This is a genomic window from Halogeometricum limi, from assembly GCF_900115785.1.
Classification (GTDB): Archaea; Halobacteriota; Halobacteria; order Halobacteriales; family Haloferacaceae; genus Halogeometricum; species Halogeometricum limi.
The window spans coordinates 99,365-121,105 of sequence record NZ_FOYS01000004.1 but is presented as its reverse complement, the minus strand read 5'-3'; the positions used below and the strand labels follow the sequence as shown (position 1 = coordinate 121,105).

Here is a 21,741-nt window from a genome sequence, read left to right as displayed (position 1 = left end):
GCTACCGCGCCAGAATCACGCCGAGAACGTCGCCGAGTTCGCGCATCGTCCCGTTCCCCATCAGGTAGTACGTCGTCGACTCGACGCGGTCCTGCCACGCCGGTCTGTCGTCGGCGGCGGCGTCCCAGCGACTCCCGAGGCCGATGTCGCCCGCGCGGATGCGACTGGCCGCCTCCTGTGCGAGGACGCCCGCGAACGGCGAGTCGTACGCCTCGCGTACGGACCGGAACGTCCGCATCGCGCGCCGTTTCGCCTTCAGGGTCCGGCCGGAGTCGTAGCCCGTGTCGCCGGGCGAGACGTCGAGTTCGTCGAGGGCGAACTCGTGTGCCCGACGAGCGAGGACGGCCCACGCCGTCTCGACGACGTGTTGGACGCGGTGGTTCGGTCGGTAGCCGTCATCGTCGAAGCCGAACCGGAAGTCGTCGTCGTAGCCGAGCGTGAACAGTTCCCACCGCGCCGCGCCGAGCGGTGTGGACTGGTCGACGTCCTCCTCGCGCAGTCTCTCCTGCAAGTCGTGCCGTCGCGGGTAGTCGTTCGCCATCGCGGTGAGTCGCGAGAGGGCACCGTCCAACTGGTCGGCGTACGGCCGGGCGTCGTCCCCGAGATTCTCGCGGTACTGGTCGCGGTAGTGGCGAGCGTCCGCGAGTCGCTGTTCGGCCTGCAGGTGCGACCCCACCGTCCCCGCCACGTCCCGTTCGTCGTACTCCTCCGCGTCTGCGGTGCCGCCGAGGAAGACGCCGCCTCGGTGCGAGTCGAGTCTGACGAGTCCGAGATACTTCTCGACGGAGTAGAGATACGCGAGGTCACGTCTCGGGTCCGAGACGCGGTAGTCGCGCACGGAGTCGTGCACGTCGGCCGCGGCGGTTCGGAGTCTGTCCCCTCGTTCGACGACGTCCTCGGCGTCGAGTTCGTCGAAGTGAAGCTTCAGGTAGCCGAGCGCTTCGCCCGCGAACTGCATCCCGTACGTCGCGTTGAACAGTCGTTCCCGCGGGTCCGAGGCGTCTCGCGCCGACCCGAGCCAACCGCCCGAGGGGTCGCGGCCGATGCGGAAGTAGTACGACTGGTCGTCCGACAGCGACTCCTCGTCGACTCGTTCGGCCAGCCGGTTCGCCGCTTCGACCGTCTCCGCGAGGCGTTCGACGGCGGCGTCCGCGTGCGACTCCGACACCGGCGGCCGCCAGAGGTAGTTGTCCGCCGGTTCGGGATAGTATCTGAGCAGTTCGTCCGTCACGGCGTCGGGGAGCCACGTCGGAGCGAACAGTCCGGTACCGACGAGACTCGCGCCGAGTGCGGCACCGACGCCGCCGAGGAGGGTCCGGCGCGTGAGAGAGGGCTGCGGGACCATGCACCGAGGTTTTCGCTCGGGCGTTACAAACGTGTCGTTCGTCCGTACTTTCGGTTCACGTCCACTGGTCCAGCCCGGTCTGGACGAGCGACTCCTCGATGCGGTCGAAGGCGCGTTCGACCTTCGCTTCGGGAACTTCCCACTCGTCGGTGACGTAGGCGCGGGCCGCCTCGATATCCGGCGAGATGTCGGTGTCGAACTCGTAGTCGTCGGTGACGGGGGGGTCGAAGAACAGTTCTCTCACCCGGTCGGCGTTCTCGATGTAGGCGTCTCTGGCTTCGAGCACCGCCCACAGGTCGCCGTGTTCTTTCACCTCCTTCAGCGCCGTCTTCGGGCCGACGCCGGAGATGCCCTCGTTGAAGTCGGTTCCGCAGAGGATTGCGATGTCGACGAGTTGTTCCTGCGTCACGTCGAGGTCCGCGAGCGTCGCTTCCAGGTCCATCAGTTCGGGGTCGCCCTTCGAGGTGAGTTGTCGGAGCGTGTACGGCGCGCCGAAGAGCAGGGTGTCGTAGTCCTCGCTGCCGACGTAATCGGCGTCGCCGCGCTTTGCGATGTGGGACGCCTGCGCCTCGCCCTCGGCGGGGGCTTCGACGACGGGCACGTCGAGTCGTTCGAGGAGGCCGCGACTCGTCTCGTGAATCACGTCCGTGAGTCGCTGCGTTCGCGCCTCCAGTCGGGACGCCGCCAGGTCGTCGCCGCGTTCCTCGGCCGCCTGTTTCAACTCCTCGGCCTTCTCGCGTTGCGCCCGGCGTTCGGACACCTCGGCGTCTTTCAACTCCGTGACGCCGCCGTCGAAGACGAACACCGGGACCAGGTCGTGTTCGAAGAACTTCGGGAGGCCCTGGACGATGCCGACGAGGTTCGCCACTTCGTCGCCCTCGCTCGTCGTGTAGACGTCGCTGTTGGTGAACTTGACCGTCGTCGTGAGGTAGCGGTACAGCCAGTTGTGCGCGTCCACGGCGACGACGCTCCCGGCGACGTCGTCGAACGACACGTCGGAGAGTGCGGCGAGCGTCCGTAAGTCTGCGTTACCCATCGGCCTCGGGTAGGGCCGCCGGGGGTATCAACGTCCCGTGTCCGTCCCGGCGTCGGCCCCGTCCTCGGCGTCGCCGTCCACTCCGCCTCCGGCGTCGTCGTCGCTTCCGGCGTCGGCGTCGACGGCGTACAGGACCGAGAGCAGTTCCGGCGGCCCGGAGCCCTCGTTGGCGTCCACGAACGTCCGTTCTTCGTCGCTCAACTCGCGGTCCCGGTAGCGTTCGAGGCCGGACTGATACCGCTCTCGCGTCCGCGGTGCGGGCGCGTCGGCGGGACGTTCGAGGACGAGTTCCGCGAGGCCCGTCGTCTCGCCCGTCCACGCGAAGCCGACTTTGTAGAGGGCGGCGTAGGCGAACGGGTTGTTGACGGCTATCCTGAGCGTCTCGTAGCGTTCGCTCCGCGCCGCGTCGACGACGAACGCGCAGAGTCGCGGGCCGAGAGACTCGCCTCGTCTGTCGGCGCGGACGGAGACGTAGCGAAGCCACAGCGTCGTCTCGTCGGTGCGGTCCTCGTTGAACGCGACGGCGGCGACGACGTTCGAGTCGTACTCCCGCGACTGTGTCGGCATCGTGTCCCACCGGTCGAGCGCCACGGCTTTCCCCGTGTTCGACATGACGAACTTCCCGGCGTAGGCGAACCGACGGTAGTCCAACCGAAGCGTCGGCCCGTCGTCCGGCCACCCGAGGACGACGAACTCCATACTCGTCGGTGGAGAGTCGGACGAATGAGTGCGTCGGTTCTTCACGCTCGCTACCGTACGGCGCGTATGTCCCGACTCCACGGCCCCGGCGACGTGCAGTTCTTCGACCGAATCGCCCGTCTCTACGACGCCGCGATGCCCGCCGCCGACGCCGACTCGCTTCGGGCGGGACTCGCGTTCGCTCGCCGCCCGGTCGAACGGGTGCTGGACGTGGCGGGCGGAACCGGACGCGCGACGCGCGCACTCGCCCGCGACGGCCCCGAACCGACCGTCGTGGACTTCTCGCGCGGGATGCTCGAACGCGCGCGCGACGACGGCCGGGAAGCCGTCCACGCCGACGCCGGGACGCTCCCGATGCGAGACGACAGCGTGGACGCCGTCGTCGTCGTCGACGCGCTTCACCACCTCCCGGACCCCGAACGGGCGGTTCGCGAGGCGGCCCGCGTCGTCGTCCCCGGCGGCGTCGTCGTGATTCAGGAGTTCGGTCCGCGGACGCTCCGCGGGCGAGGACTCGTCCTCGCCGAACGCGCCATCGGGTTCGACTCGCAGTTCTGGACGCCCGACGAACTCTGCGACGTGCTCGAACGGGCGGGGTTGAACGCCAGAATCGTCTCGGGCGGCTTCGAGTACGTCGTCGTCGGGCGCGTCGAAGACGACTGAGAGCCCGGTGTGGTCCGCTCAGTCGAGCGCACAGGCGTCGTCCGTCGTGTCGATGCCGAAGAGGAAGTTACCACCGCAGAACCCCGTCGCGGCGTTCTGGAGGAGGCCCGCCCCCGAGAGTCCGGCGACGGCGGCGGAGAGTCTGCGGTCTTCGGAGTAGGCGGCGACGGCGACGACGACCAACCAGACGCCGAGGACGCCTCGGAGGATGCGGTCCCTCCCACCGACGTTCCGTGGAAGGTCCATACGGTCAGTTCTCGGAGCGGCAGTATAGTTCTTACCCGCTGACAGCTCTCCCCGGACGAGCGAGCGAGGCGTGGACCGACCAGAAAACGAGAGAGTCATGTGGGACGCTCCGAATCCACGGGTATGGGAACCTCGAACAGTTCGTTCCTCGACGAACGACTCGACGCCGGCGCGGCCCCCCTCGCAGTGGGTGACTTCCTCGCGTTGGCGGGCGTGTTGACCTTCGGTGTCGTCAACCACAACGGCGTGGACTACCTCTCGGCGGAACCGGTCGGGTGGATACTGACGCTCGTTCCGTTCTTGCTCGGATGGGCCGTCTTCGGGACGCTCATCGGCGCGTACTCCGCCGGGGCGGCCGAAACCGCGAAGTCCGCGATTCCGCTGGCGATTCGCGGCTGGATTCCGGGGTCGGTTCTCGGCCTCGGTCTCCGCGCGTCTCCGCTGTTCGAGGGCGGTTTCGCCGTCGTGTTCGCCGTCGTCATCGTCGTGACGGGCCTCGTCGCCCTCGTCGGCTGGCGCTGGCTCTACTTCAAGCTCTTCGCGTAACCCCGTTTCTCCGCGGTCGTTCCATTCGGTTCCGTTCTCCGCGCGTCCTCGCTCGGCAGTAACTGACAGCGTGCGTATCATCAGAGCTATGCTCGGGGTTCGCCTCGAAGGGACATGGAACGGTACGCGGCGGGTGCGAAGCCGTCTCTCCTCCTCGCTCTCGTCGTCGTCGTGACCGTCGCCCAGTTACTCGCGTTCCCCGTCGACAACACGACCGTGACGAGTCAAGCGGTCGTCGAATCGGTGTTCCTCGTCGTCGCCGTCGCCGGCCTGTTCGCGGTGTCGTCGTCGAGAGAACTGACCGCCAACCCCAGAGAACGGGTCGGATACGCGTCCACCCCGGTGCTCTTCGGAATCACGCTTCTCACGATACGGGCCGTGACCGACGTCCTCGACGAGTTTCTCGCCCATCCGACGGCCGTGCTCACCGTGTTAGAGGACGGGTCGATGATCGCCGGGGTCGGACTGCTCCTCGTCGGACTCGTCCGCTGGGAGCGACTGCGCGTTCGTCAGGTGCGTCTCCTCCGCGACCAGCGCAACCGGCTGGACAGACAGAACGAACGGCTCGAAGGCGTCGCGAACGCGCTGAGTCACGACCTGCGAAACCCGCTCAACGTGGCGATAGGGAACCTCGAACTCGCACGAGAGCGAGACGCCGGAACGGACCACCTCGACGCCGTCGAGCGGTCGTTAGAGCGGATGGAGACGATAATCGAGGGCGTGCTGACCCTCGCTCGCGTGGGAACCGACGCGGTGGACCCGACGTCCGTCTCCGTCCAGTCCGTCGCCCGAAGAGCGTGGGAGACGGTCGAGACGAAGCGAGCGACACTCTCGTTCGAGACGGCGGACGAGCAGAGGGTCGACGCCGACCCCGCGTTCCTCCAACAACTGTTCGAGAACCTGTTTCGGAACTGCGTGGACCACGCCGACGAGGCTGTCGTCGTCCGCGTCGGACGACTCGACGACGGCGAGGGTTTCTTCGTCGACGACGACGGCCCGGGCATCCCGCCGGCGGAGCGAGACTCGGTGTTCGACGACGGCTACACGAACTCGGCCGACGGGACGGGGTTCGGACTCGCTATCGTCCGGAAGATAGCCGAGAGCCACGGCTGGACCGTCGGCGTTCGCGAGAGTCGAGACGGTGGCGCTCGATTCGAGGTTCGAGGCGTCGACGTCGCGTGACGCGTCGTCTCGTCAGTTCGACGCGGCGTCGGACCCGGCGGACGACCCGTTCTTCCGCGCGAGATACAGTCCGAACAGCGCACCGAGAACGGCGATACCGGCGAGCGTCGTGAACAGGACGGCGGGCGTCGCGTACGTCAGGATGGCTCCGGCGAGTGCGCCGCCGAGTGCGCCGACGCCGAACACCCCGAGGTAGGTGAAGCCGTACGAGAGGCCGCGCGTGCCCGCCGGGGTGTACTCCGCGACGGTGGCCTGATAGAACGGCTGGATGACGAACAGGAAGAAGCCGAGCACCGCGCCGAACGCGAGAAGCGGGACGAGGCCCGCGCCCGCGACGGGTAAGAAGAGCACGGCGAGGATGGCGAGGCCGCCGAACGACCCGACGAGTCCGTACTCGACGGGCAGGCGGTCCGTGAGTTTGCCGCCGGCGTACTGCCCGAGGACGCCGACCATGAGCAGTCCGGAGTAGAAGTACCGTTCCGGTTGGAGCGTTCGGCCCGACCCCGCTTCGACGCCGAGAGCGTCGGCGACGGCGGCCGGAAGGAGCGACGCGAGGGGGACGGGAGCGAACGCGTCGAGTCCCTCCAAGAGGTTCGGGAGGAACGTGAGCACGCCGCGATAGAACAGCCCCGAGCACATGACGACGAGGAAGACGACGACGAACCCGCCCGCGAACAGGCGCTTCGACTCCGAGAGCAGTTCGCCGAGCGAGTCGACGCCCGCGTCGGCCTTCGAGGACCCGCCCTCACCGGCGCCGACGGCGGCCGTCTCGTCGAACTTCGCGCGCGTGGCGTACAGGCCCGCGCCGAGTGCGGGCACGGCGAGGACGATGGCGACGGTGGTCCAATCGAGGAACAAGAGCAGGATAGCCGTGAGGAGCGGTCCGAGACCGATGCCGACGTTGCCGGCGATGCCGTGGTAGGCGAACCCCGTTCCGCGTTCTTCGACGCCCTTCGAGATGAGCGCCAGTCCGGCGGGGTGGTAGACGCTGGCGGCGGCACCCCAAAAGAGCAGTGCCAGCGTGACGACGACGAGACTCGGAGAGAGGCCGAGGAGGACGAACGACCCGGCCATCCCGAACAGACACAGCGAGATGAGGCGTCGCGACCCGAGGCGGTCCACGAGGATGCCGCCGGGAAGCGCGCCGACGCCGAACAGTCCGTACCCCGCGGTCACGACCAACCCGAGCGTCGCCGCCGTCACCTCCAACTGCGTGAGGCCGAGGTTGACCACGTCGAACTCCACCAACCAGATGGAGACGAAGATGGGGATGGACAACTCGTACGTATGCACCATCCCGTGGGCGAGCATCACGAGCGCGACTATCGAACGGTCGTTCCGATTCACGTCGGTGAGTCGTACGAGGGTACAGTTGAACGCTCCGATGTGGGCAGTCTGTGAACCGAACTGAGAGATAAAATATTCCACTGTGGTATACAGTAATTAATTCGTGTACGAAATGAGAGAAAAATGTACACAGGGCACCCGTACCTCCATCACTCCCCCATAACTTATGAGAATCCTATTCGATAGTGATGCGAGACGTATGGGTGGCCCATGGGAAAGAATTATATCAGTTGTTCTCGTAATATAGTATGTATTATGACAGGGTACTACGACTACGTTCTCGGACTCATTCCAGTCGCACTGTTCGGACTCACTGGAACACTCACCGTCGCCGGGTTCGGCCTGACGCAGGCCGTCCCAATCGCCGCAGGCGTCGCCGCCTGCATCATCGGTCACGCGTTGTTCGTCAACGGACCCGTCTCGGCTGGTGCGAGCCAGTCCGTCGAGACGGACGTGTCGACCACCACGCGCTCGAACCCCGCAACGCCCGTCGACGCCGACTAGTCGTCTCTCCCTGTCACATCGACGACTCGGCGCAGCGACCTTCTATTATTACCCACCGACCGAGCCACGGCGTCGCCGCCACTCACCGTCTCGACGCACCGTCTCCACTCGCCGTCTGCCGTTCCCCGCACGTTCATGCCGCTGGCGTCCGAGGGATGAGGCATGACGGAGACGCTGTTCTTGACGAGCGACGACGTGACCGGACTCGCGACGCCCGCGGAGTTCGTCGACGCCGTCCGCGAGGGGTACCGACAGCGCGGCGAGGGTGCGCCCGCAGAACCGCGGACGAAGCTCACGAACGAGGAACCGCCGGGCTTTCTCACGACGTACGCCGCCGTCCTCCCGGAGACGGGTGCGATGGGCGGGTACATGTACAGCGCGGGCTTTGGCGAACGGGACGCGTGGTTCATGACGCCCGTGTTCGACGCCGAGTCGGGCGAACCGCTTGCCCTCCTCGACGGCGCGAGCATGAACCCGTTCAAGACCGGTGCCGCCGGCGCCGTCGGCGTCGACGCCCTCGCCCGCGAGGACGCGTCGACGCTGGCCGTCTTCGGCAGTGGGGCGCAGGCCCGCGGTCAACTGCGCGCCATCGCGACGGTTCGCGACCTCGACACCGTCTGGGTGTACTCGCCGACGAAGGAGCACCGCGAGGCGTTCGCGGGCGAGATGGACCGAGCGCTGGACACGAGCGTCGCCGCCGTCGCCTCCCCCGCCGCCGCCGTGGAAGGCGCCGATATCGTCGTCACCGCGACGAACGCCTCCGAACCGGTGTTCGACGGCGACAAACTCGAACCCGGCGCGCACGTCACCGCGATGGGCCAGTACGCGCCCGGCAAGCGCGAACTCGACGCGACGACCATCGAACGCGCGAAGTACGTCCCCGACCTGCGTGACCGCGCGACGAAGGACGCCGGGTCGTTCCTCCACGCGCTGGAGGAGGGCGTCGTCAGCGAGGACCACGTCTACGCCGAACTCGGCGACGTCGTCGCGGGCGAGGTTCCGGGCCGCGAGGACGACGAGGAGATAACCGTCTTCGATAGCGGTGGGACGGGCATCGAAACCGTCGCTGGCGCGTACCTGCTCTACGAGAAGGCGAAAGCGGAGGGCCTCGGCACGACCATCGACTTCGCGCCCGCCAGCGACGCGCTGACCGGGGAGTAACGAAGCGAAAGCTAGTAGAGACGGACCCGCGAGAGGCGCGCGAACGCGCCGAGGACGCGCGGGAGCGCCGCGAGAGCGGCGACGCACACCACCGCCGGGACGACGATACCGAGGAGGAACGACCCCCAGCGTACCTGCGAGACGACGCCGAGATACGTCGCCGCGCCGACGACGAGGCTGTAGTACGCCGAACGGGCGGCCAGCGTCCCGTAGTGTCCGGGCTTGGGCCAGCGTCCGCCGCCAACGTAGCCGCCGCGGAAGGCGGCGACGGCGAACGGGCTAACGCAGACGGTGGTCATCGCCGACAGCGACACCGCCTCCGCTGGCCGCGCGGCCAGGAGGAACCACAGCGTCGGAACGACGAGCGTCCAGACTTCCATCCCGGCGAAGAACGTCAGGTCCAAGTAACGGTCGACCCGTCGAATCGCGCGTCTAATTCCGTGCCGAACCACGAGATGAGTTGGCACGCCGCGAGCAAAACGTTTCGGTCGGTCGTCTCGTCGAGTCTCTCTGCGACCTACTGTAGACGGTACCGGAGGAGGGCCGCGATGCCGCCCAGATTCTTCAACTGTCGGCCGGGGTCGAACTCCGAGGAGAACACGGCGACTTCGCCGCCCTGCCGTTCGACGGTCTGGATGAGTTCGTTCACGTCGACGTCCCACTCGCCCGCGCCCTGTCTTTCCTCACGGAGGCGTTCGTCGAGGACGAGCAACGTCTCGACGGCCCCGAACTCGGCCGCTTCGGCCGTCGAATCGACGCCGTACGTGACCTTCTCGCCCGTCGCGATGCCCTCCATCAGGTCGTCCAAGAGGTCCGCCTCCTTCGAGATGCGCGTCTGCGTCTGCACCTCGTCCACCGCGCCGCGCTTGAGCACCTCGTGAACGCCCCTGTCGCCGACGCTGGACGTGTCGACGACGGTTATCTTGTCGACCACGTCGCGGTGGTTCTCCGCGATGTAGTCGCGGGCGTCCTGTTTCGTGAACCCGGGGCCGGCGAGGATGATGGCGTCGACGTCCATCCGGGCGAGCGCTTTCCCGAGTTCGGCGAACAGTTCGGACCGCGGCCGGGCGTACTCGCCTTTCCCCGTCGGCGCGGTGAAGGAGAACCGCTCTTCGGTGCCGTACTGGGCGACGGTGTGGACGTGCGCCTCGCCCTCTTCGACGGTTGCGATGACGACGTCGGGGTTCTCTGCGGCCTGTTCGGCCTCTTCGATTCGCTTCTTCTGGTCCGGTTTGAAGTGTTTCTCGACGGTCACCTCGTCGTGCTCTTCGACGTTGAGCGTGTGGTGGTGACCGAGTTGGTCCTCCCGCGAACAGCCGACGATTTCGCCGCCGACGCGGAGGCGGTTGGCGAAGCGAGCGAACTCCACGTCGTCGACGCTGATGGTGACGTGCAGGTGTTCGCGTTGTCCGCCGGTGTCCCGCATCTGGTCGTCGTCGCGTTGGATGCGGCGGGTGGTGTCGCCGGAGACCAAATCGCCCGATTCGAGGACGTGCGAGAGGTGCCAGAGGTCGTCCACGTTCTCGGGGACGAGCGTGATGCGTTCGCGGCCCTCCTCGCCGCGTCCGCGACTCGAAATGCGCATACGCGACGTGCGAGGCGGGCGGGGAAAGGTGCTACTGTTTAGACGTTCGACTCGGCGGCGGCCCGGCGCTTCTTCCCGAGTCCTTTCGCGAACCCGCGGCCGAACAGGTAGTAGACGACGATTTGGACGTAGAAGACGACGAAGATACCCACGATGACGACGGAGAGGGCACCGCCGAGGAGTCCGCCGACGAGACCGACGAGGACGGCGAGGACCCACGCGGTGAAGTACTCGCCCGTCGTCGCCGCCGAGACGATGGTGGAGACGTCGAACGCCGCGCCGAGGGAGTCCTCGACGGCGAAGTTAGCGTAGCCCGCGGGCGCGAAGTAACCGATGGCGAGGCCGAACAGACCGATGACGAGGAAGCCCAGAAGCGTCGCGACGCCGAACGCGGCGCTCGGACCGGTCGTCGGGTCCGCGAGCGTCGACCCCAGACCCAAGACGACGGTCACGGCGACTATCGGTATCACGATGAGGAGCGCGTAGGCGATACTGATGACGAACAGTTTGAGGCCGTCGACGGTGAGGCCGCCCCAGTCGGTGAAGGAGGGGGCGGACGTCTCCCCCTTCGCCGCACTCCGCATGACGCGGACGGAGTAGCCTTGGACGATGAATATCGGGAGAATCAGGACACCGAGGACGCTCAGGACGCCGCCGATGAGTATCGTCGGTATCCAGTCGGGGTTGTTTCGCGGGTACGATAGGGCGTCACCTAACATTGCAGGAACCGACACCCGTTGGAGAGTTAACTCTTTATCAACTCGAAATCCGAGGAGGAAGGGCCGGCCGCTCAGATGGCGGCCTGTTCGTCGGGCCGTTCGTCGCTCTCCTGCATCTGGATGTCGTGGAGTTCGCCCCACGCGTTCCCGATGAGGTAGTAGGCGGCCACCGCGGCGTAGAACGTCAGGAACGCACCGATGACGAGGTTGAGGAGCGGAACGACGCTCAGAACGCCCGTGACGATGCTGGCCGCGAGGATGATGGCGAAGCCGGTAATCCACGCCGTGAAGTACTTACCCGAGGTGAGTATCGGTCGGAGTTCGCCGATAGCGAAGCCCTTTCCGAGACTGTCGGTCTCCGCGAAGTTCGCCACCGCCGCGGGGATGACGTAGGCCGCCAGGAGACCGAGCACGAACGCCACGAGGAGGCCGACGACGACGCCGATGCTCCCGAGGATGCTGGCTCCGTTCGAACCCTGTCCGAGGACGATGGTGAAGATGCTCCCGCCGACGAGGACGCCGGCGACGATGCCGGGGATGAGCATGTAGACGAACCCGATGATAGCCGCCTTCAGTCCGTCCATCGCCAGGTCGCCCCAGTCGTCGAACGCCGGGGGTTTCTCTTCGCCGTGCATCGTCGAACGGATGACGCGGACGAGGTAGCCGGCGACGAGAATCGTCGGGACGACGAGGAAGCTCAGTAAGCTCAGGACACCACCGATGAGGACGGTCCGAATCCAGTCCTCGTCGTTTCGTACGTAGTTGAGTGACTCGCTAATCATAGTGTATCACGAGCGTCCTCCTGCCCCCTCTACCGGCCGTGTGGCCACCGTTTCGTAATGTGGCCATGGTGATATTTTCCGTCAGTAGGACGGAGTGTACGCTCGGACGTAGAGACAGCGCCTCCGGAGATAAATATGTACAGCGTACAGTAAGAATAACAGAGTATTACTTCGCCGTCCGGCGATTAGCCACCTCGCCGGAAGAAGGCCGCTCGCCGGTTATTCGACGATTTCGCTCCCACCCGGGGGAAGGAACTCCTGAATCTTGTCCGGACTGGCGACCTTTCGAACGAACGACTGGTCCGCGAACGCGTCGCGGAACTTCCGGTAGACCATCTTCGCGGCGTCGTTCTGCGCGTACCGGCCCGGTTGGAGGCGGACGGACGCGGCCACCCGGTCTTCGATGGCCGACGGCGGCCCGCCGAGGACGCGCGTCTCGCCGTCGCACTGGATGCCGACGGAGACTCGCGCCTCGACGTCGCGGAAGTAGGTCCGGTCGCCTCGGACGGCGAACGCTCCCTTCTCGAGGTACTCGCCGGACTCGGGCGTCTTCGACACCTGGTCGGCCGAGACCATGTACGCCTCGTCGGCGAACCGTCCCTCCTTCCAGATGGAGGAGTACGAGACGGCGAACTGCGCCGCCTCCTCCTTCGTGGCGTCGGGGAACTCGACCGGTTTCGAGGGTTCGGAGGGGCCGGTGGCCTTGACGACGGTGACGGGGCCGCCGTGCGCCTGCGTGTGGAAGAACAGGTCGTGTTTGTTCAGGTATTTCTTCACTATCTCCTCGTTCTGGTCGGCGTTTCGTCCGCCGATGACGAGGTAGCCGTCGGAGGTGTGGAACCAGCGGAACCGTTCGTACCAGTACTCCTCGGTTCGGAGCGGGATAGAGGAGCGAGAGAGCCAATCGACCTCCTCGGGTTCGTCGTCCTCGTCGTCCATCTCCTCTTCGTCGCCCGCCTCCCACTCCTCTCTGCGCGCTTTCACGTCGGCCAACTGCTCGCGCGTGTCCTCGATGGCCGCCAGCGCACCCTTCTTCTTCTCCTCGACGCGTTTCGCCTCCTTGTACAGACGGTCGGCGTTCTTCTCGACGCCGGTGTCGACGACGACTTCCACGCGCGTCCCGTCGATGTCGACGGTCACCGTCCCCTCCGCGCCGTCCACGTCGACGACGGCTTCGGCGGCCGGAATCCCCCGTTCCGCGCCGTCTTCGAGCGTCTGGCGGATATCGTCCCACGGGACGTTCTCCTCGCGGGCGCTCCGAACGGTCGTGAGCACCTCGTTGACCAGTTCGTAGTTGGCGTAGAGGAGTTCGGCGCGTTCTCTCTCCTTCTGCGCCTGCTCTTCGAAGCCCTCGATAGCCCCCTCCTGCTGGGCGATGATGCGCTCTTTCTTCTCTATCTCCGCCTCGAAGTCGGGGCGGTTCGACCCGGGTTCCTCGTCGGGTTCGTCCTCGGCGGTCCGGTCGAGTCTGTAGAAGTACTCGTCCAACGCGTCGTTGAACGTGTCGTGCGACTCGCTGTTCAGGCCGTCGGCCTCGTGTTCTTCCAGTGGGAACGGCGTCGCGTCGACGACGGCGCCGTCCTCCTCGTAGACGCGCGGGTCGAAGTCGCCCGATTTCAGCCGTTCGTGGAACGTCTGGATGGCGTCGTAGACGGCGCGGTACTCGTCGTCGCCCGCGTCCTCTATGTCCATCGTCTTCTCGACGCCCGCGCGGGTGCAGAACTCCTCGGCGTAGAGGCCGCCGAGGTTCACCTGCGTCGCCAGCGTCCGCACCACGTCCGTGTCGGAGTCGTCCATCCGGCGTTTGAACCCCTCGTAACTGACCGTGAAGGGGTGTAGACGCGAGGCGGGGAACTCGTACTGCGCGCCGGGGGCGACGGTTCGAGACTTCAACCGAACCGTCTCCAGACTGCGGACGACTTCGCCCGTCTCGTCCAACACGGCGATGTTGCCCTGTCCGAACAGTTCGACGACGATGCTCGTGTTCTCGTCGCCGCGTTCGAAGTCGAACGTGAGGATGCGGTCGAACTCGTACTGTTCGACGCCCGCGAAGTCCGCCCCGTTCAGGCGGTTCCGCAACATCATCGCGAAGTTCGGCGGCCGACCGGGTGCGTCCGGAACGTGCTCCGGTTTCGCCGTGTGCGCTCGCTTCACGTCGCCGACTTCGAGGAAGAGTTCGATTCGCCCGCGGTCGAAGTCCCGCATCTTGAGGCGAAGCAGGTCGTCGCCGTAGAGATACGCCTTGTCGACTTTCGCCCCCTCGTACCGGTTCAACTCGGTGACGAGAGCGCTGAGGTCGACGCTCGTCAACTCCCGCTTCGGATCCATACCCCTCCGTTCTCGCGCGCGGATGAAAAGCCGCACGTTCGACCGACGCGTCCGCGTCGGTCCGAGTCGCCCAAGCCGAAACGCTCAGCCCACCCCGGCCCGTCTGACCGACGATGACCGACTCGAATCGGAGCGGCGTCTTCGCTGTCCGGACCGACGCGGAACGCGAGGACGCGTTCGCCATCCGCCGCGAGGTGTTCGTCGAGGAACAGGGCGTCGACGAGTCTCTGGAGTGGGACCAGTACGACGAACCGAGCGCCGACGCGACGCACTTCGTCGCCTACGACGACGGACGCGTCGTCGGCGCGGCCCGCCTCCGCGCGTACGACGACGAGACGGTGAAGGTCGAACGCGTCGTCGTCGCCGCGGACGTGCGAGAGGACGGGTGGGGAAGCAGAATCATGCGGGCCGCCGAGCGTGAGGCGCGGGACGCCGGCTTTCCGAACGTGATGCTCAACGCCCAGATTCGCGTGCAACCGTTCTACGAATCGCTCGGCTACGAGTGCCGCGGCGAGGAGTTCGAGGACGCCGGTATCCCGCACATCGAGATGCACAAGCGGTTGGACGCCGAGGAGTGACCGAAGAACGGTCGAAGGGCGCGCTCAGTCGCCGCCGGTGCTGACGCGGTTCGGCGTCTCCGCCTCTCGTCCGGTCCGTCGGACGACGAACCCGCCCACCTCCTCGCGGCCGTGCAGTTCTCGCTGCGGGTAGGGTATCTTGATGTCGTTCGCGTCGAACGCCGACTTCACCGCGCGAACGACGGCGGCGTTGGCCTTCGCGCGGCGTGGTGCGGAGGGATGTTTTATCCAGAATCGCACCTTGAGTCCGACCGAAGAGTCACCGAACGTCGTCGGGAGGACGTTCGGCGCGGGGACGTCGGCGACGACGTCCACGTCTTCGACGGCCGCCTCCGCCACGTCGACGGCCACGTCGAGGTCCGTCTCGTAGTCGACGCCGACGTCCACGGTCAGGCGGAGTTGGTCCCGGCGCGTCCGATTCGTGATTGTCGCGTTCGTCGCGCGGTCGTTCGGAAACACCACCGTTTCGCCGTCGAAGTTGCGGAGTCGGGTGTTGATTATCGTGATGTCGGAGACGATGCCCTCCTCGCCGTCTATCTCCACCCAGTCGCCGATTTCGAACGGCCGCGAGAACATCAGGACGAACCCGGCGATGAGCGACCCGAGCGTCTGTCTCGCGGCCATCCCGACGACGATTCCCAAGAACCCCGCACCGACGAGGAGGCCGTCCAACAGGTTGGGGTCCCACAGCGTGATGGTCGCCAGTCCGACGGCGGCGAGAACGACCAACTGGAGGACGCGGAAGACGATTCCCTGCTGGTGTTCGTTGATGCGGTCGGAGTCGGCGGCGTACGACGACAGCCACGACTCCAGCGTGTCCGTTCCGACGTACGCCCCCGCGAGGAGTGCGACGGTCAAGAGTATCCGAACCACGTGCGGAACGAGCGAGGCGAGAAACACCGTCGTCGCGAGAGCGAGGTCCTCGCGCCCCCAGACGACGAGGACGGCGAGGGCCGTCGTGACGACGACGACCGTTTGGAGCGACCTGACGACGAGCGACGGTGGCAAGAGCCACCGCGCCTCCGTCACCGGTTCGGGCACGCGCGGGTCGGACAGCACTCGCCGGTCGAACGTGACGGCGGCACGGGTCACCGCACGCGGAGCGAGCAACGCCGCGACACTCACGGCGAGGCCGAACAACACCGCCGTCGCGCCCAGTCGTGCCTCCGTGGTCGCCAGTTGTGCGAGCGACGACCGAACCCCCGTCAACAGTTCTTCGAGCAGCATCATCTGCATCTCGTCCGTCGACTGAGAGCTTCGTTCGGTACGCGACTGGTCATGCGTCGTCGAACAGACGACGGCACCGACACATAAGTTCTCCTGAGAGAAATCAGATTTGATACGTGGCCGCCGGGAGGCGACTCACTCGCGTTCGGACGCTCGCTCTCTCTCGCGCCGTCGTTCCACGCTCTCTTCGACGTCTTCGAGCGTCTCGACGTCGACGAGTCGTTCCAGTTTCGCCTCGAACTGTTCCTCGGAGAGTTCGCCGCGGGCGTAGCGGGTCCGGAGCGTCGCGAGGGCGGTGTCAGACGTCTCGGGCGGAACCTCGTTCGGTTCGGGCGACTCGGCGTCGCGCGGTGCGGCGCGAGCGAGGACGACGGCGAGCACACAGAAGCCGGCACCGAGGACGAGTCCGCCCGAAAGGAGGAACGCGACGCCGGTAGTGAAGAGGACGAGTGCCGCGGCGACGACCCGCGGACGACTTCGCAACGAGACCATACCCGCACGTCTCGTCAGCGAACCATAAGTTCCGTTCGTCGTGTCGCGGGGGCGGGGTGTCTTCGGTCTCAGGCGGACGCGATACCGCCCTCCCCTCGCGAGAGGAGGTAGAGCACGAACGACGACAGCCAGTGCGACCCGGCGTAGTCGTCGGTGAACGCCTGTTCGAGGCCGCATTCGGCGTGTCGCTGCGCGCTCTCTTCGAACGGCCCGGCGTACTCGTGGTCGCCGAGGGCCGTCGCCACGTCCGAAAGCGCCCACGCCTTCGAGACGTTCAGTCCGACCAGATGGAGAGCGACGCCCTCCTCGGGGTCCGCGTCGACGCCGACGGGGTCCAAGAGCGACGCGTGCGGGTCCGTCCGCACGTCGGGGAAGAACCGGTCGGCCCACTCGCGAAACGCCTCACCGTCGTACACGCGTCGCATCAGGTCCGCCTCCACCAGCGACGGCGACAGAAAGTCCCAGCCGAGTGGCTCGTACGCCACGGGGTACGACTCGTCGTCCGCGTAGAACGCGACTGCCGTCTCCGCGACGGCGCGTTCGAGTGCGTCGTCTCCGGTCGTTCTCGCGTAGTCGTGCAGACAGTGCAGGGCGAACGCGGAGTTGCCGTGCGTCCCCACGCGGAACGGCCGGTCCTGCGCGAGAAACCGCTCGTCGACGAGCGTCCGGACCGTCTCCGCGAGTGGGGCGAGCGTCGTCCGCCACTCGTCGGCGCGTCCGCCCTCCCACAGCGACAGTTCCGCGTCGAAGTGGAGGAGCCACGCCCACCCGTACGGCTTCTCGAACGTCGGATGCTCCTCGAACCACTCGACTTCGGTGGCGACGTTCTCGGGCGTCAGTCGCGCGTCGATACTCCGGACGATTTCGGTCCGACTCGGGTGGTCGTCGAACAGTCGGAGTTGGCGGACGAGCGTCCAGTGGCTGTGGACCGCCGAGTGCCAGTCGTAACAGCCGTAGAACACGGGATTTCTCTCTCGCGGGCGGACGACGCCGTCCGGCGAGTTCACCTCGCGGACGTAGTGGGGGTACTCCGTCTCCAGTGCTTCGAGCGGGTGGTGTGCGAGTCGCCCCGCCAGTTCGGGGTCCGACCAGTCTCTCCGCCCGGCGAGGGCCGCCGTCACGTCCACCGTCACGTCGTTCATTCGCGTGAGTTTCGACAGCCCGAACTTAGTTCGAGCGGTGGTATTCCACTTTTTCCGGGGGCTCGCTCCGCTCGCCCCCGCAAAACCTGGAGGAAAAACACCGCACCGCACCGCGCCGTACCGCACCGCCACCGCACCGTACCGCGCCGCACGACGACTACCGCTCTCAGAATCGCTTCGAGACGTACGGACCGTCCTGATGGTAGCCGAGTTTGTTCTTGTAGTACTCGCGGACGCCGATACCCGAGATGACGCTCACCTTGTCGTAGCCGGCGTCGCGAGCCATCGATTCGGCGTGTTCGAGGAGGCGACGGCCGTAGCCCTTGTGCTGCCAGTCGCCCTCGCCGCCGAGTCCGACTTCGGAGCCGTAGACGTGGAGTTCGCGGACGAGCGCGGCGTTCTGGAGTTCTCTGCGGACGGGGTCGTGCGGGAACCGGAGGCGACAGAACCCGATGAGGAGGTTCTCCGCGGGGTCCTCGAACGACATGAAGTGTTCGGTCCCCTCGGCGGCCTCGTACGTCTCCACCTGCAGTTCGACGCGTTCCGGGTCCGGGTCGGCGTCGTTCATGCCCACCTCGCGGGCGCGGACGTCGTTCACTTCGATACCCCTCTCTTCGGCGCGTTGCTCGGCCAGTTGCCGGAGGTTCGACTTCCAGACGCCCGCGTCGATGAAGTCCGCGGGGATGTCACGCTGGACGCGTTGCAGGCGCGTGTACTTCGGAATCATCCCCATCACCTCGGCCACCACGTCGGCGGCTTCCTCGTTGTCGAGCGGGTCGTACTCCTCGCGCCGCCACATGTCGTAGGTGATGGTGTCGCGGACGACGAGCGTCGGGTATATTTTCAAGTAGTCGGGCCGCCAGTCCGAGTTCTCGAACAACTGCCGGAAGTCCTCCACGCACATCTCCTTGGTCATCCCGGGTTGGCCGGGCATCATGTGAAAGCCCACCTTGAACGCCGAGTCGCGGAGGCGACGGTTCGCGTCGATGGAGGCCTGGACGCCGTGGCCGCGGTGCATGTCGCGGTTGATTCGCTCGTAGGTGGTCTGGACGCCCACCTCCACTTTCGTCGCTCCGAGGTCGAGCATCCGGTCTATCTGTTCGGGGTCGCACCAGTCGGGCTTCGTCTCGAACGTCGTCCCGATGTTCCTGATGTCGGCCGTCTCGTTCTCCGCGATGACGTCTTCGAGGTAGCGGAACTCCACGTCCTCGGGGTCGGGCTTGAACGACTGGTCCTCGGCGGGTTGGGGTTCCGAGTCGAGGTCGTAGTCGTTCATCGCCTCCAGTGCGCGCTTGACGAACCACTCCTGGTAGTCGTGACTCCGCGCGGTCATCGTCCCGCCCATCAGGATGAGTTCGACTTTGTCGACGGGGTGACCGATGTGGCGGAGTTGTTCGAGGCGGAGCGTGACCTGTCCGTACGGGTCGTAGTCGTTCTGGACGCCGCGGGCGGCGGCGGGTTCGTGACCCGTGTACGACTGCGAGGAGGAGAACTCGGAGGCCGGGCCGCCGGGGCAGTACAGACACTTCCCGTGCGGGCACATGTGCGGGGAGGTCATGATGGCGACGGGCGAGACGCCCGACGCGGTTCGGACGGGCTTGCGGCGGACCACCTCTTTGACCTCGTCGCGCCGACTCTTCGGCGCGTACTGGAGAATCTCGGCGTTCTTCGGCACCTTCGGCGAGGAGTGCTCCGAGCAGGCGTTCAGCTTCGCGGACTCCAGGTCGTCGCGGCCCACCTCGCCGTCGAGAATCCGCTCGACCAGCGACTCGCAGGTGCGGCGGAACGCGTCCGTCTCCGTCGGGTCGTCCGGGTTCGTCTCGGCGTCGGCGTCGGCGTCGGTGCTCACGGCACCACCACCGCCGGGACCGACAGGTGAACGAAGGAACTCATTGGGTCTCAATCGCGCCGTTTCGGGGTTAAGGGTGTCGCTCGCGGGCGTCGAAAGAACAGAGAGAAGAGCGCGTCGAGAGAGAACCGCTCAGAACTGGTCGACGGCGGCGTCGATGACGGCGTCGACGACGGCGTCGCGGGCGCCGGAGAGGAACTCGATGCGGTTGTCGCGCACGGCGATGGCGGTGACGCCGCCCTCGGGGACGGCTTCGCGCGCCGCGGCGGCGATTTCGCGGATGTCGACGTCGCCCGTCGCGCGGACGAACAGTTCGTCCATCGAGGTGGCGACGGTGACGTAGTTGTCGCCCTCGCGGTTGCGACGGTGGAGTTCGTCGACGAGAAGCGACGTGGGCGGGAAGTCGAAGCGGTGGGTGTAGGCGTCGGCGTCCAAGACGGCGACGGTCACGTCGCCCTCCTCGCGCACGTCGAGGTTCGCCTGCGCCGTCTCGACTTCCGTGTCGAGTTTGATGCGGAACTGCTCGGCGATGTGGCCGGCGAGGTTGCCCTCGACGGCGTCGCCGCCGGCGCGCTGTGCACCGGCAGAGACGCCGTCGTCGAACAGCAGGTCCGTGATGAGTTCGCGCTTGTCCTCGTAGGACTGGTAGTAGGCTTCGAGCGCGATGGCCTCGCGGAGTTCGCGCGTCCGGTCGGCGTCGTAGCCGGCCTCTTCGGCGAGCGTCACGTACGCCTCGGGCGTCCCCTCCCAGTAGCTGACGGCGGGGAGGTGGGCCACGTCGTCGCGCACGTCCGTGTCGAGGGCGGCGGCGAGGTTCGCACCCAGCGCGCCCGTCGACAGGTCGGCGGCGTCTGCGCCGGCGAGTCCGGGGTTGACGACGACGTCGGCCGCGTCGGCGACTTCCTCGTCCGCGGTGGCGGCGTCGACGACGACGCGCTTCGCGCCGTAGACGTCGAGGAGACCGAGACCGTCCAGCGACTCGGCCGTCGCGCCGACGCCGATGAGGAGGACGAGCGGTAGTTTCTCGTCGTGTCGCTCGTTGTCCTGCAGCATCCGCGTCACGTCGTTCGTCGCCGCGTCCATGCCGTAGACGGGGTCGTCGAGCGGTCGGCGGGTGAAGTAGTGGTACTCGGCGTCGGCGCGTTCGTGCTCGTCGCGGATGCGCGGGAGGACGGCGCGTTCGACGGCGGCACCGGCGACGTAGCCGTCGGCCGTCGCGGGGTGGCGGACGACGATGGGTCGCGATTCGAGGATGGCGCGGTTGAGAACCTCCGCGGCGTCGCGGAGTTGCTCGACGACGGCTTCGACGGGCGCGTGGTCGGCCAGCGGTTCGACCGTCTCGGGCCGGGCCTTCGCGGCGAGTGCGTCTTCGAGACGCTGGAAGACGGCCTGCTTCTCGTCGCCGTCGAGGGCGACCAGTTCTTCGGTCTCGACCTGGAGTTCGTCGCGTCGCAGTTCGACTTCGCCGTCGAGGCGAACGACGTCGCCCTCACCGATGTCGGGGTACGCGCGGACGCCGGCTTCGACGAACGCCGCGCAGTCGACGACGCCCGTCTCGTCGCGAATCTCGAAGATGGTCGGGCCGCCGGTCTGTCGCGTGCTGACGACTTCGCCTTCGAGGCGGATTTCCTCGCCGACGCGGTCACCGAGACTGTCGACGGTGACGAGCGTGAATCGCTCCTCGTCGGACGCACCGTCCTCGCTCTCGTCGAAGTCGGTCGCGTCAGACTCCGCAGACTCCGTCTCGGCCGCTTGATGGTCGTCGGTGGTCGCTTCCGACGCCGCGGCGGCGGCGACTTCCGAATCGGCTTCGTCGTGGTCGGCCTCGTCTTCCGTGTCGTCGGCCGTCGTCTGGCTCTCGCCGTTGCGCTCTTTGGACTTCGTGGACATCCCCTTCGGCTTCTTCTTCACCGGGCCGGAGTCGTCGTCGTCGGACTTCTCGACGGGTTTGCCGTCGTCGTCGCCGTCCGGGTCGTGAACCTTCGACCCGCGGAACTCGCGTTCGGTCTGGCGGATGGACCAGCCGAGGTCGATGTTCCCGTTGTCGCGGATGTTCTTCACCTGAACGAACACGGTGTCGCCCGCGTCCCAGTCGAGACTCTCCAAGCGGCGGTCCAATTCGCTGCGGTGCAGCAGTCCCGTCACGCCCGGTGCGAGGTCGACGAACACACCGAACTCCGCGAACCCGTCGACTTCACCCTTGTAGTAGCGCCCCGGCGTCAGCTGATGAGGGGAATTCCCTCGAAACTCGAACCAAACGTCTTCGTCGTGCGTAATCCAATCCATTGCGTGCAACAAACGACCCGGGACTAA

The 21,741-nt window shown here is 66.7% G+C and carries 21 protein-coding genes; 6 read left to right on the top strand and 15 right to left on the bottom strand.

Annotated features, from left to right (window positions below; genetic code table 11):
• Window position 1: 1 nt before the first annotated feature.
• From BM282_RS12415 to BM282_RS12405, 3 genes are read right to left on the bottom strand one after another with little or no spacing between them, the layout of a single operon-like run.
• Window positions 2–1,345 carry a transcriptional initiation protein Tat gene (locus BM282_RS12415; protein ID WP_089881472.1) on the bottom strand — a complete coding sequence of 448 codons (1,344 nt, stop codon included), beginning with the start codon at window positions 1,343–1,345 and terminating at the stop codon, window positions 2–4.
• A gap of 55 nt (window positions 1,346–1,400) precedes the next feature.
• Entirely contained in the window at window positions 1,401–2,381 is a 981-nt protein-coding gene (gene fen / locus BM282_RS12410) for a flap endonuclease-1 (RefSeq protein ID WP_089881470.1), read from the bottom strand.
• Between the two features lie 27 nt (window positions 2,382–2,408).
• On the bottom strand, window positions 2,409–3,080 hold the full coding sequence (locus tag BM282_RS12405; protein ID WP_089881466.1) for a GNAT family N-acetyltransferase: 672 nt from the start codon (window positions 3,078–3,080) through the stop codon (window positions 2,409–2,411).
• A gap of 66 nt (window positions 3,081–3,146) precedes the next feature.
• On the opposite strand from BM282_RS12405, the gene BM282_RS12400 reads away from it, so the two are divergent.
• On the top strand, window positions 3,147–3,740 hold the full coding sequence (locus tag BM282_RS12400; protein ID WP_089881464.1) for a class I SAM-dependent methyltransferase: 594 nt from the start codon (window positions 3,147–3,149) through the stop codon (window positions 3,738–3,740).
• A gap of 18 nt (window positions 3,741–3,758) precedes the next feature.
• Here BM282_RS12400 and BM282_RS12395 read toward each other — a convergent pair whose 3' ends face one another.
• On the bottom strand, window positions 3,759–3,986 hold the full coding sequence (locus BM282_RS12395) for a YgaP family membrane protein (protein WP_089881461.1): 228 nt from the start codon (window positions 3,984–3,986) through the stop codon (window positions 3,759–3,761).
• A gap of 123 nt (window positions 3,987–4,109) precedes the next feature.
• Between BM282_RS12395 and BM282_RS12390 the strand changes: the two genes are divergently transcribed.
• The gene (locus BM282_RS12390; protein WP_089881458.1) at window positions 4,110–4,532 is read left to right on the top strand and encodes a DUF3054 domain-containing protein; all 423 of its coding nucleotides are present in this window, start codon (window positions 4,110–4,112) and stop codon (window positions 4,530–4,532) included.
• A gap of 114 nt (window positions 4,533–4,646) precedes the next feature.
• Window positions 4,647–5,714, top strand: coding sequence for a sensor histidine kinase (locus BM282_RS12385; protein ID WP_089881455.1), 1,068 nt, complete (start codon window positions 4,647–4,649; stop codon window positions 5,712–5,714).
• 12 nt (window positions 5,715–5,726) lie between these two features.
• Here BM282_RS12385 and BM282_RS12380 read toward each other — a convergent pair whose 3' ends face one another.
• Window positions 5,727–7,025, bottom strand: a complete 1,299-nt coding sequence (locus BM282_RS12380) for an MFS transporter (RefSeq protein ID WP_175501549.1) — start codon at window positions 7,023–7,025, stop codon at window positions 5,727–5,729.
• A 291-nt stretch (window positions 7,026–7,316) separates the two neighbouring features.
• On the opposite strand from BM282_RS12380, the gene BM282_RS12375 reads away from it, so the two are divergent.
• Complete coding sequence (locus BM282_RS12375; RefSeq protein ID WP_089881452.1) at window positions 7,317–7,565, top strand: hypothetical protein; 249 nt, start codon at window positions 7,317–7,319, stop codon at window positions 7,563–7,565.
• Between the two features lie 162 nt (window positions 7,566–7,727).
• Window positions 7,728–8,726: an ornithine cyclodeaminase family protein gene (locus BM282_RS12370; protein WP_089881449.1), complete on the top strand. Its 999-nt coding sequence runs from the start codon at window positions 7,728–7,730 to the stop codon at window positions 8,724–8,726.
• Between the two features lie 11 nt (window positions 8,727–8,737).
• On the opposite strand, the gene BM282_RS12365 is transcribed toward BM282_RS12370, so the two are convergent.
• From BM282_RS12365 to rqcH, 5 genes are all read right to left on the bottom strand, one after another.
• Window positions 8,738–9,178 carry a hypothetical protein gene (locus BM282_RS12365; protein ID WP_245758360.1) on the bottom strand — a complete coding sequence of 147 codons (441 nt, stop codon included), beginning with the start codon at window positions 9,176–9,178 and terminating at the stop codon, window positions 8,738–8,740.
• Window positions 9,179–9,243: 65 nt separating this feature from the next.
• The gene (locus tag BM282_RS12360; RefSeq protein ID WP_089881446.1) at window positions 9,244–10,311 is read right to left on the bottom strand and encodes an mRNA surveillance protein pelota; all 1,068 of its coding nucleotides are present in this window, start codon (window positions 10,309–10,311) and stop codon (window positions 9,244–9,246) included.
• A 38-nt stretch (window positions 10,312–10,349) separates the two neighbouring features.
• Entirely contained in the window at window positions 10,350–11,030 is a 681-nt protein-coding gene (locus BM282_RS12355) for a DUF4013 domain-containing protein (protein ID WP_089881443.1), read from the bottom strand.
• Between the two features lie 71 nt (window positions 11,031–11,101).
• On the bottom strand, window positions 11,102–11,812 hold the full coding sequence (locus tag BM282_RS12350) for a DUF4013 domain-containing protein (RefSeq protein WP_089881440.1): 711 nt from the start codon (window positions 11,810–11,812) through the stop codon (window positions 11,102–11,104).
• 219 nt (window positions 11,813–12,031) lie between these two features.
• The gene (rqcH, locus tag BM282_RS12345) at window positions 12,032–14,140 is read right to left on the bottom strand and encodes a ribosome rescue protein RqcH (RefSeq protein WP_089881438.1); all 2,109 of its coding nucleotides are present in this window, start codon (window positions 14,138–14,140) and stop codon (window positions 12,032–12,034) included.
• A gap of 113 nt (window positions 14,141–14,253) precedes the next feature.
• On the opposite strand from rqcH, the gene BM282_RS12340 reads away from it, so the two are divergent.
• Window positions 14,254–14,718, top strand: coding sequence for a GNAT family N-acetyltransferase (locus BM282_RS12340; RefSeq protein ID WP_089881435.1), 465 nt, complete (start codon window positions 14,254–14,256; stop codon window positions 14,716–14,718).
• Between the two features lie 24 nt (window positions 14,719–14,742).
• On the opposite strand, the gene BM282_RS12335 is transcribed toward BM282_RS12340, so the two are convergent.
• The 5 genes from BM282_RS12335 to BM282_RS12315 form a co-directional block, all read right to left on the bottom strand.
• Complete coding sequence (locus BM282_RS12335) at window positions 14,743–15,948, bottom strand: mechanosensitive ion channel family protein (protein WP_245758359.1); 1,206 nt, start codon at window positions 15,946–15,948, stop codon at window positions 14,743–14,745.
• 132 nt (window positions 15,949–16,080) lie between these two features.
• Complete coding sequence (locus BM282_RS12330; RefSeq protein WP_089881429.1) at window positions 16,081–16,437, bottom strand: SHOCT domain-containing protein; 357 nt, start codon at window positions 16,435–16,437, stop codon at window positions 16,081–16,083.
• 68 nt (window positions 16,438–16,505) lie between these two features.
• Window positions 16,506–17,579 (bottom strand): DUF2891 domain-containing protein, encoded by a 1,074-nt coding sequence (locus BM282_RS12325; protein ID WP_089881426.1) that lies wholly within the window; start codon window positions 17,577–17,579, stop codon window positions 16,506–16,508.
• Window positions 17,580–17,745: 166 nt separating this feature from the next.
• Complete coding sequence (locus tag BM282_RS12320) at window positions 17,746–19,428, bottom strand: tRNA uridine(34) 5-carboxymethylaminomethyl modification radical SAM/GNAT enzyme Elp3 (protein WP_089881423.1); 1,683 nt, start codon at window positions 19,426–19,428, stop codon at window positions 17,746–17,748.
• A 132-nt stretch (window positions 19,429–19,560) separates the two neighbouring features.
• Window positions 19,561–21,714 carry a DHH family phosphoesterase gene (locus tag BM282_RS12315; protein ID WP_089881420.1) on the bottom strand — a complete coding sequence of 718 codons (2,154 nt, stop codon included), beginning with the start codon at window positions 21,712–21,714 and terminating at the stop codon, window positions 19,561–19,563.
• Between the last annotated feature and the right edge of the window lie 27 nt (window positions 21,715–21,741).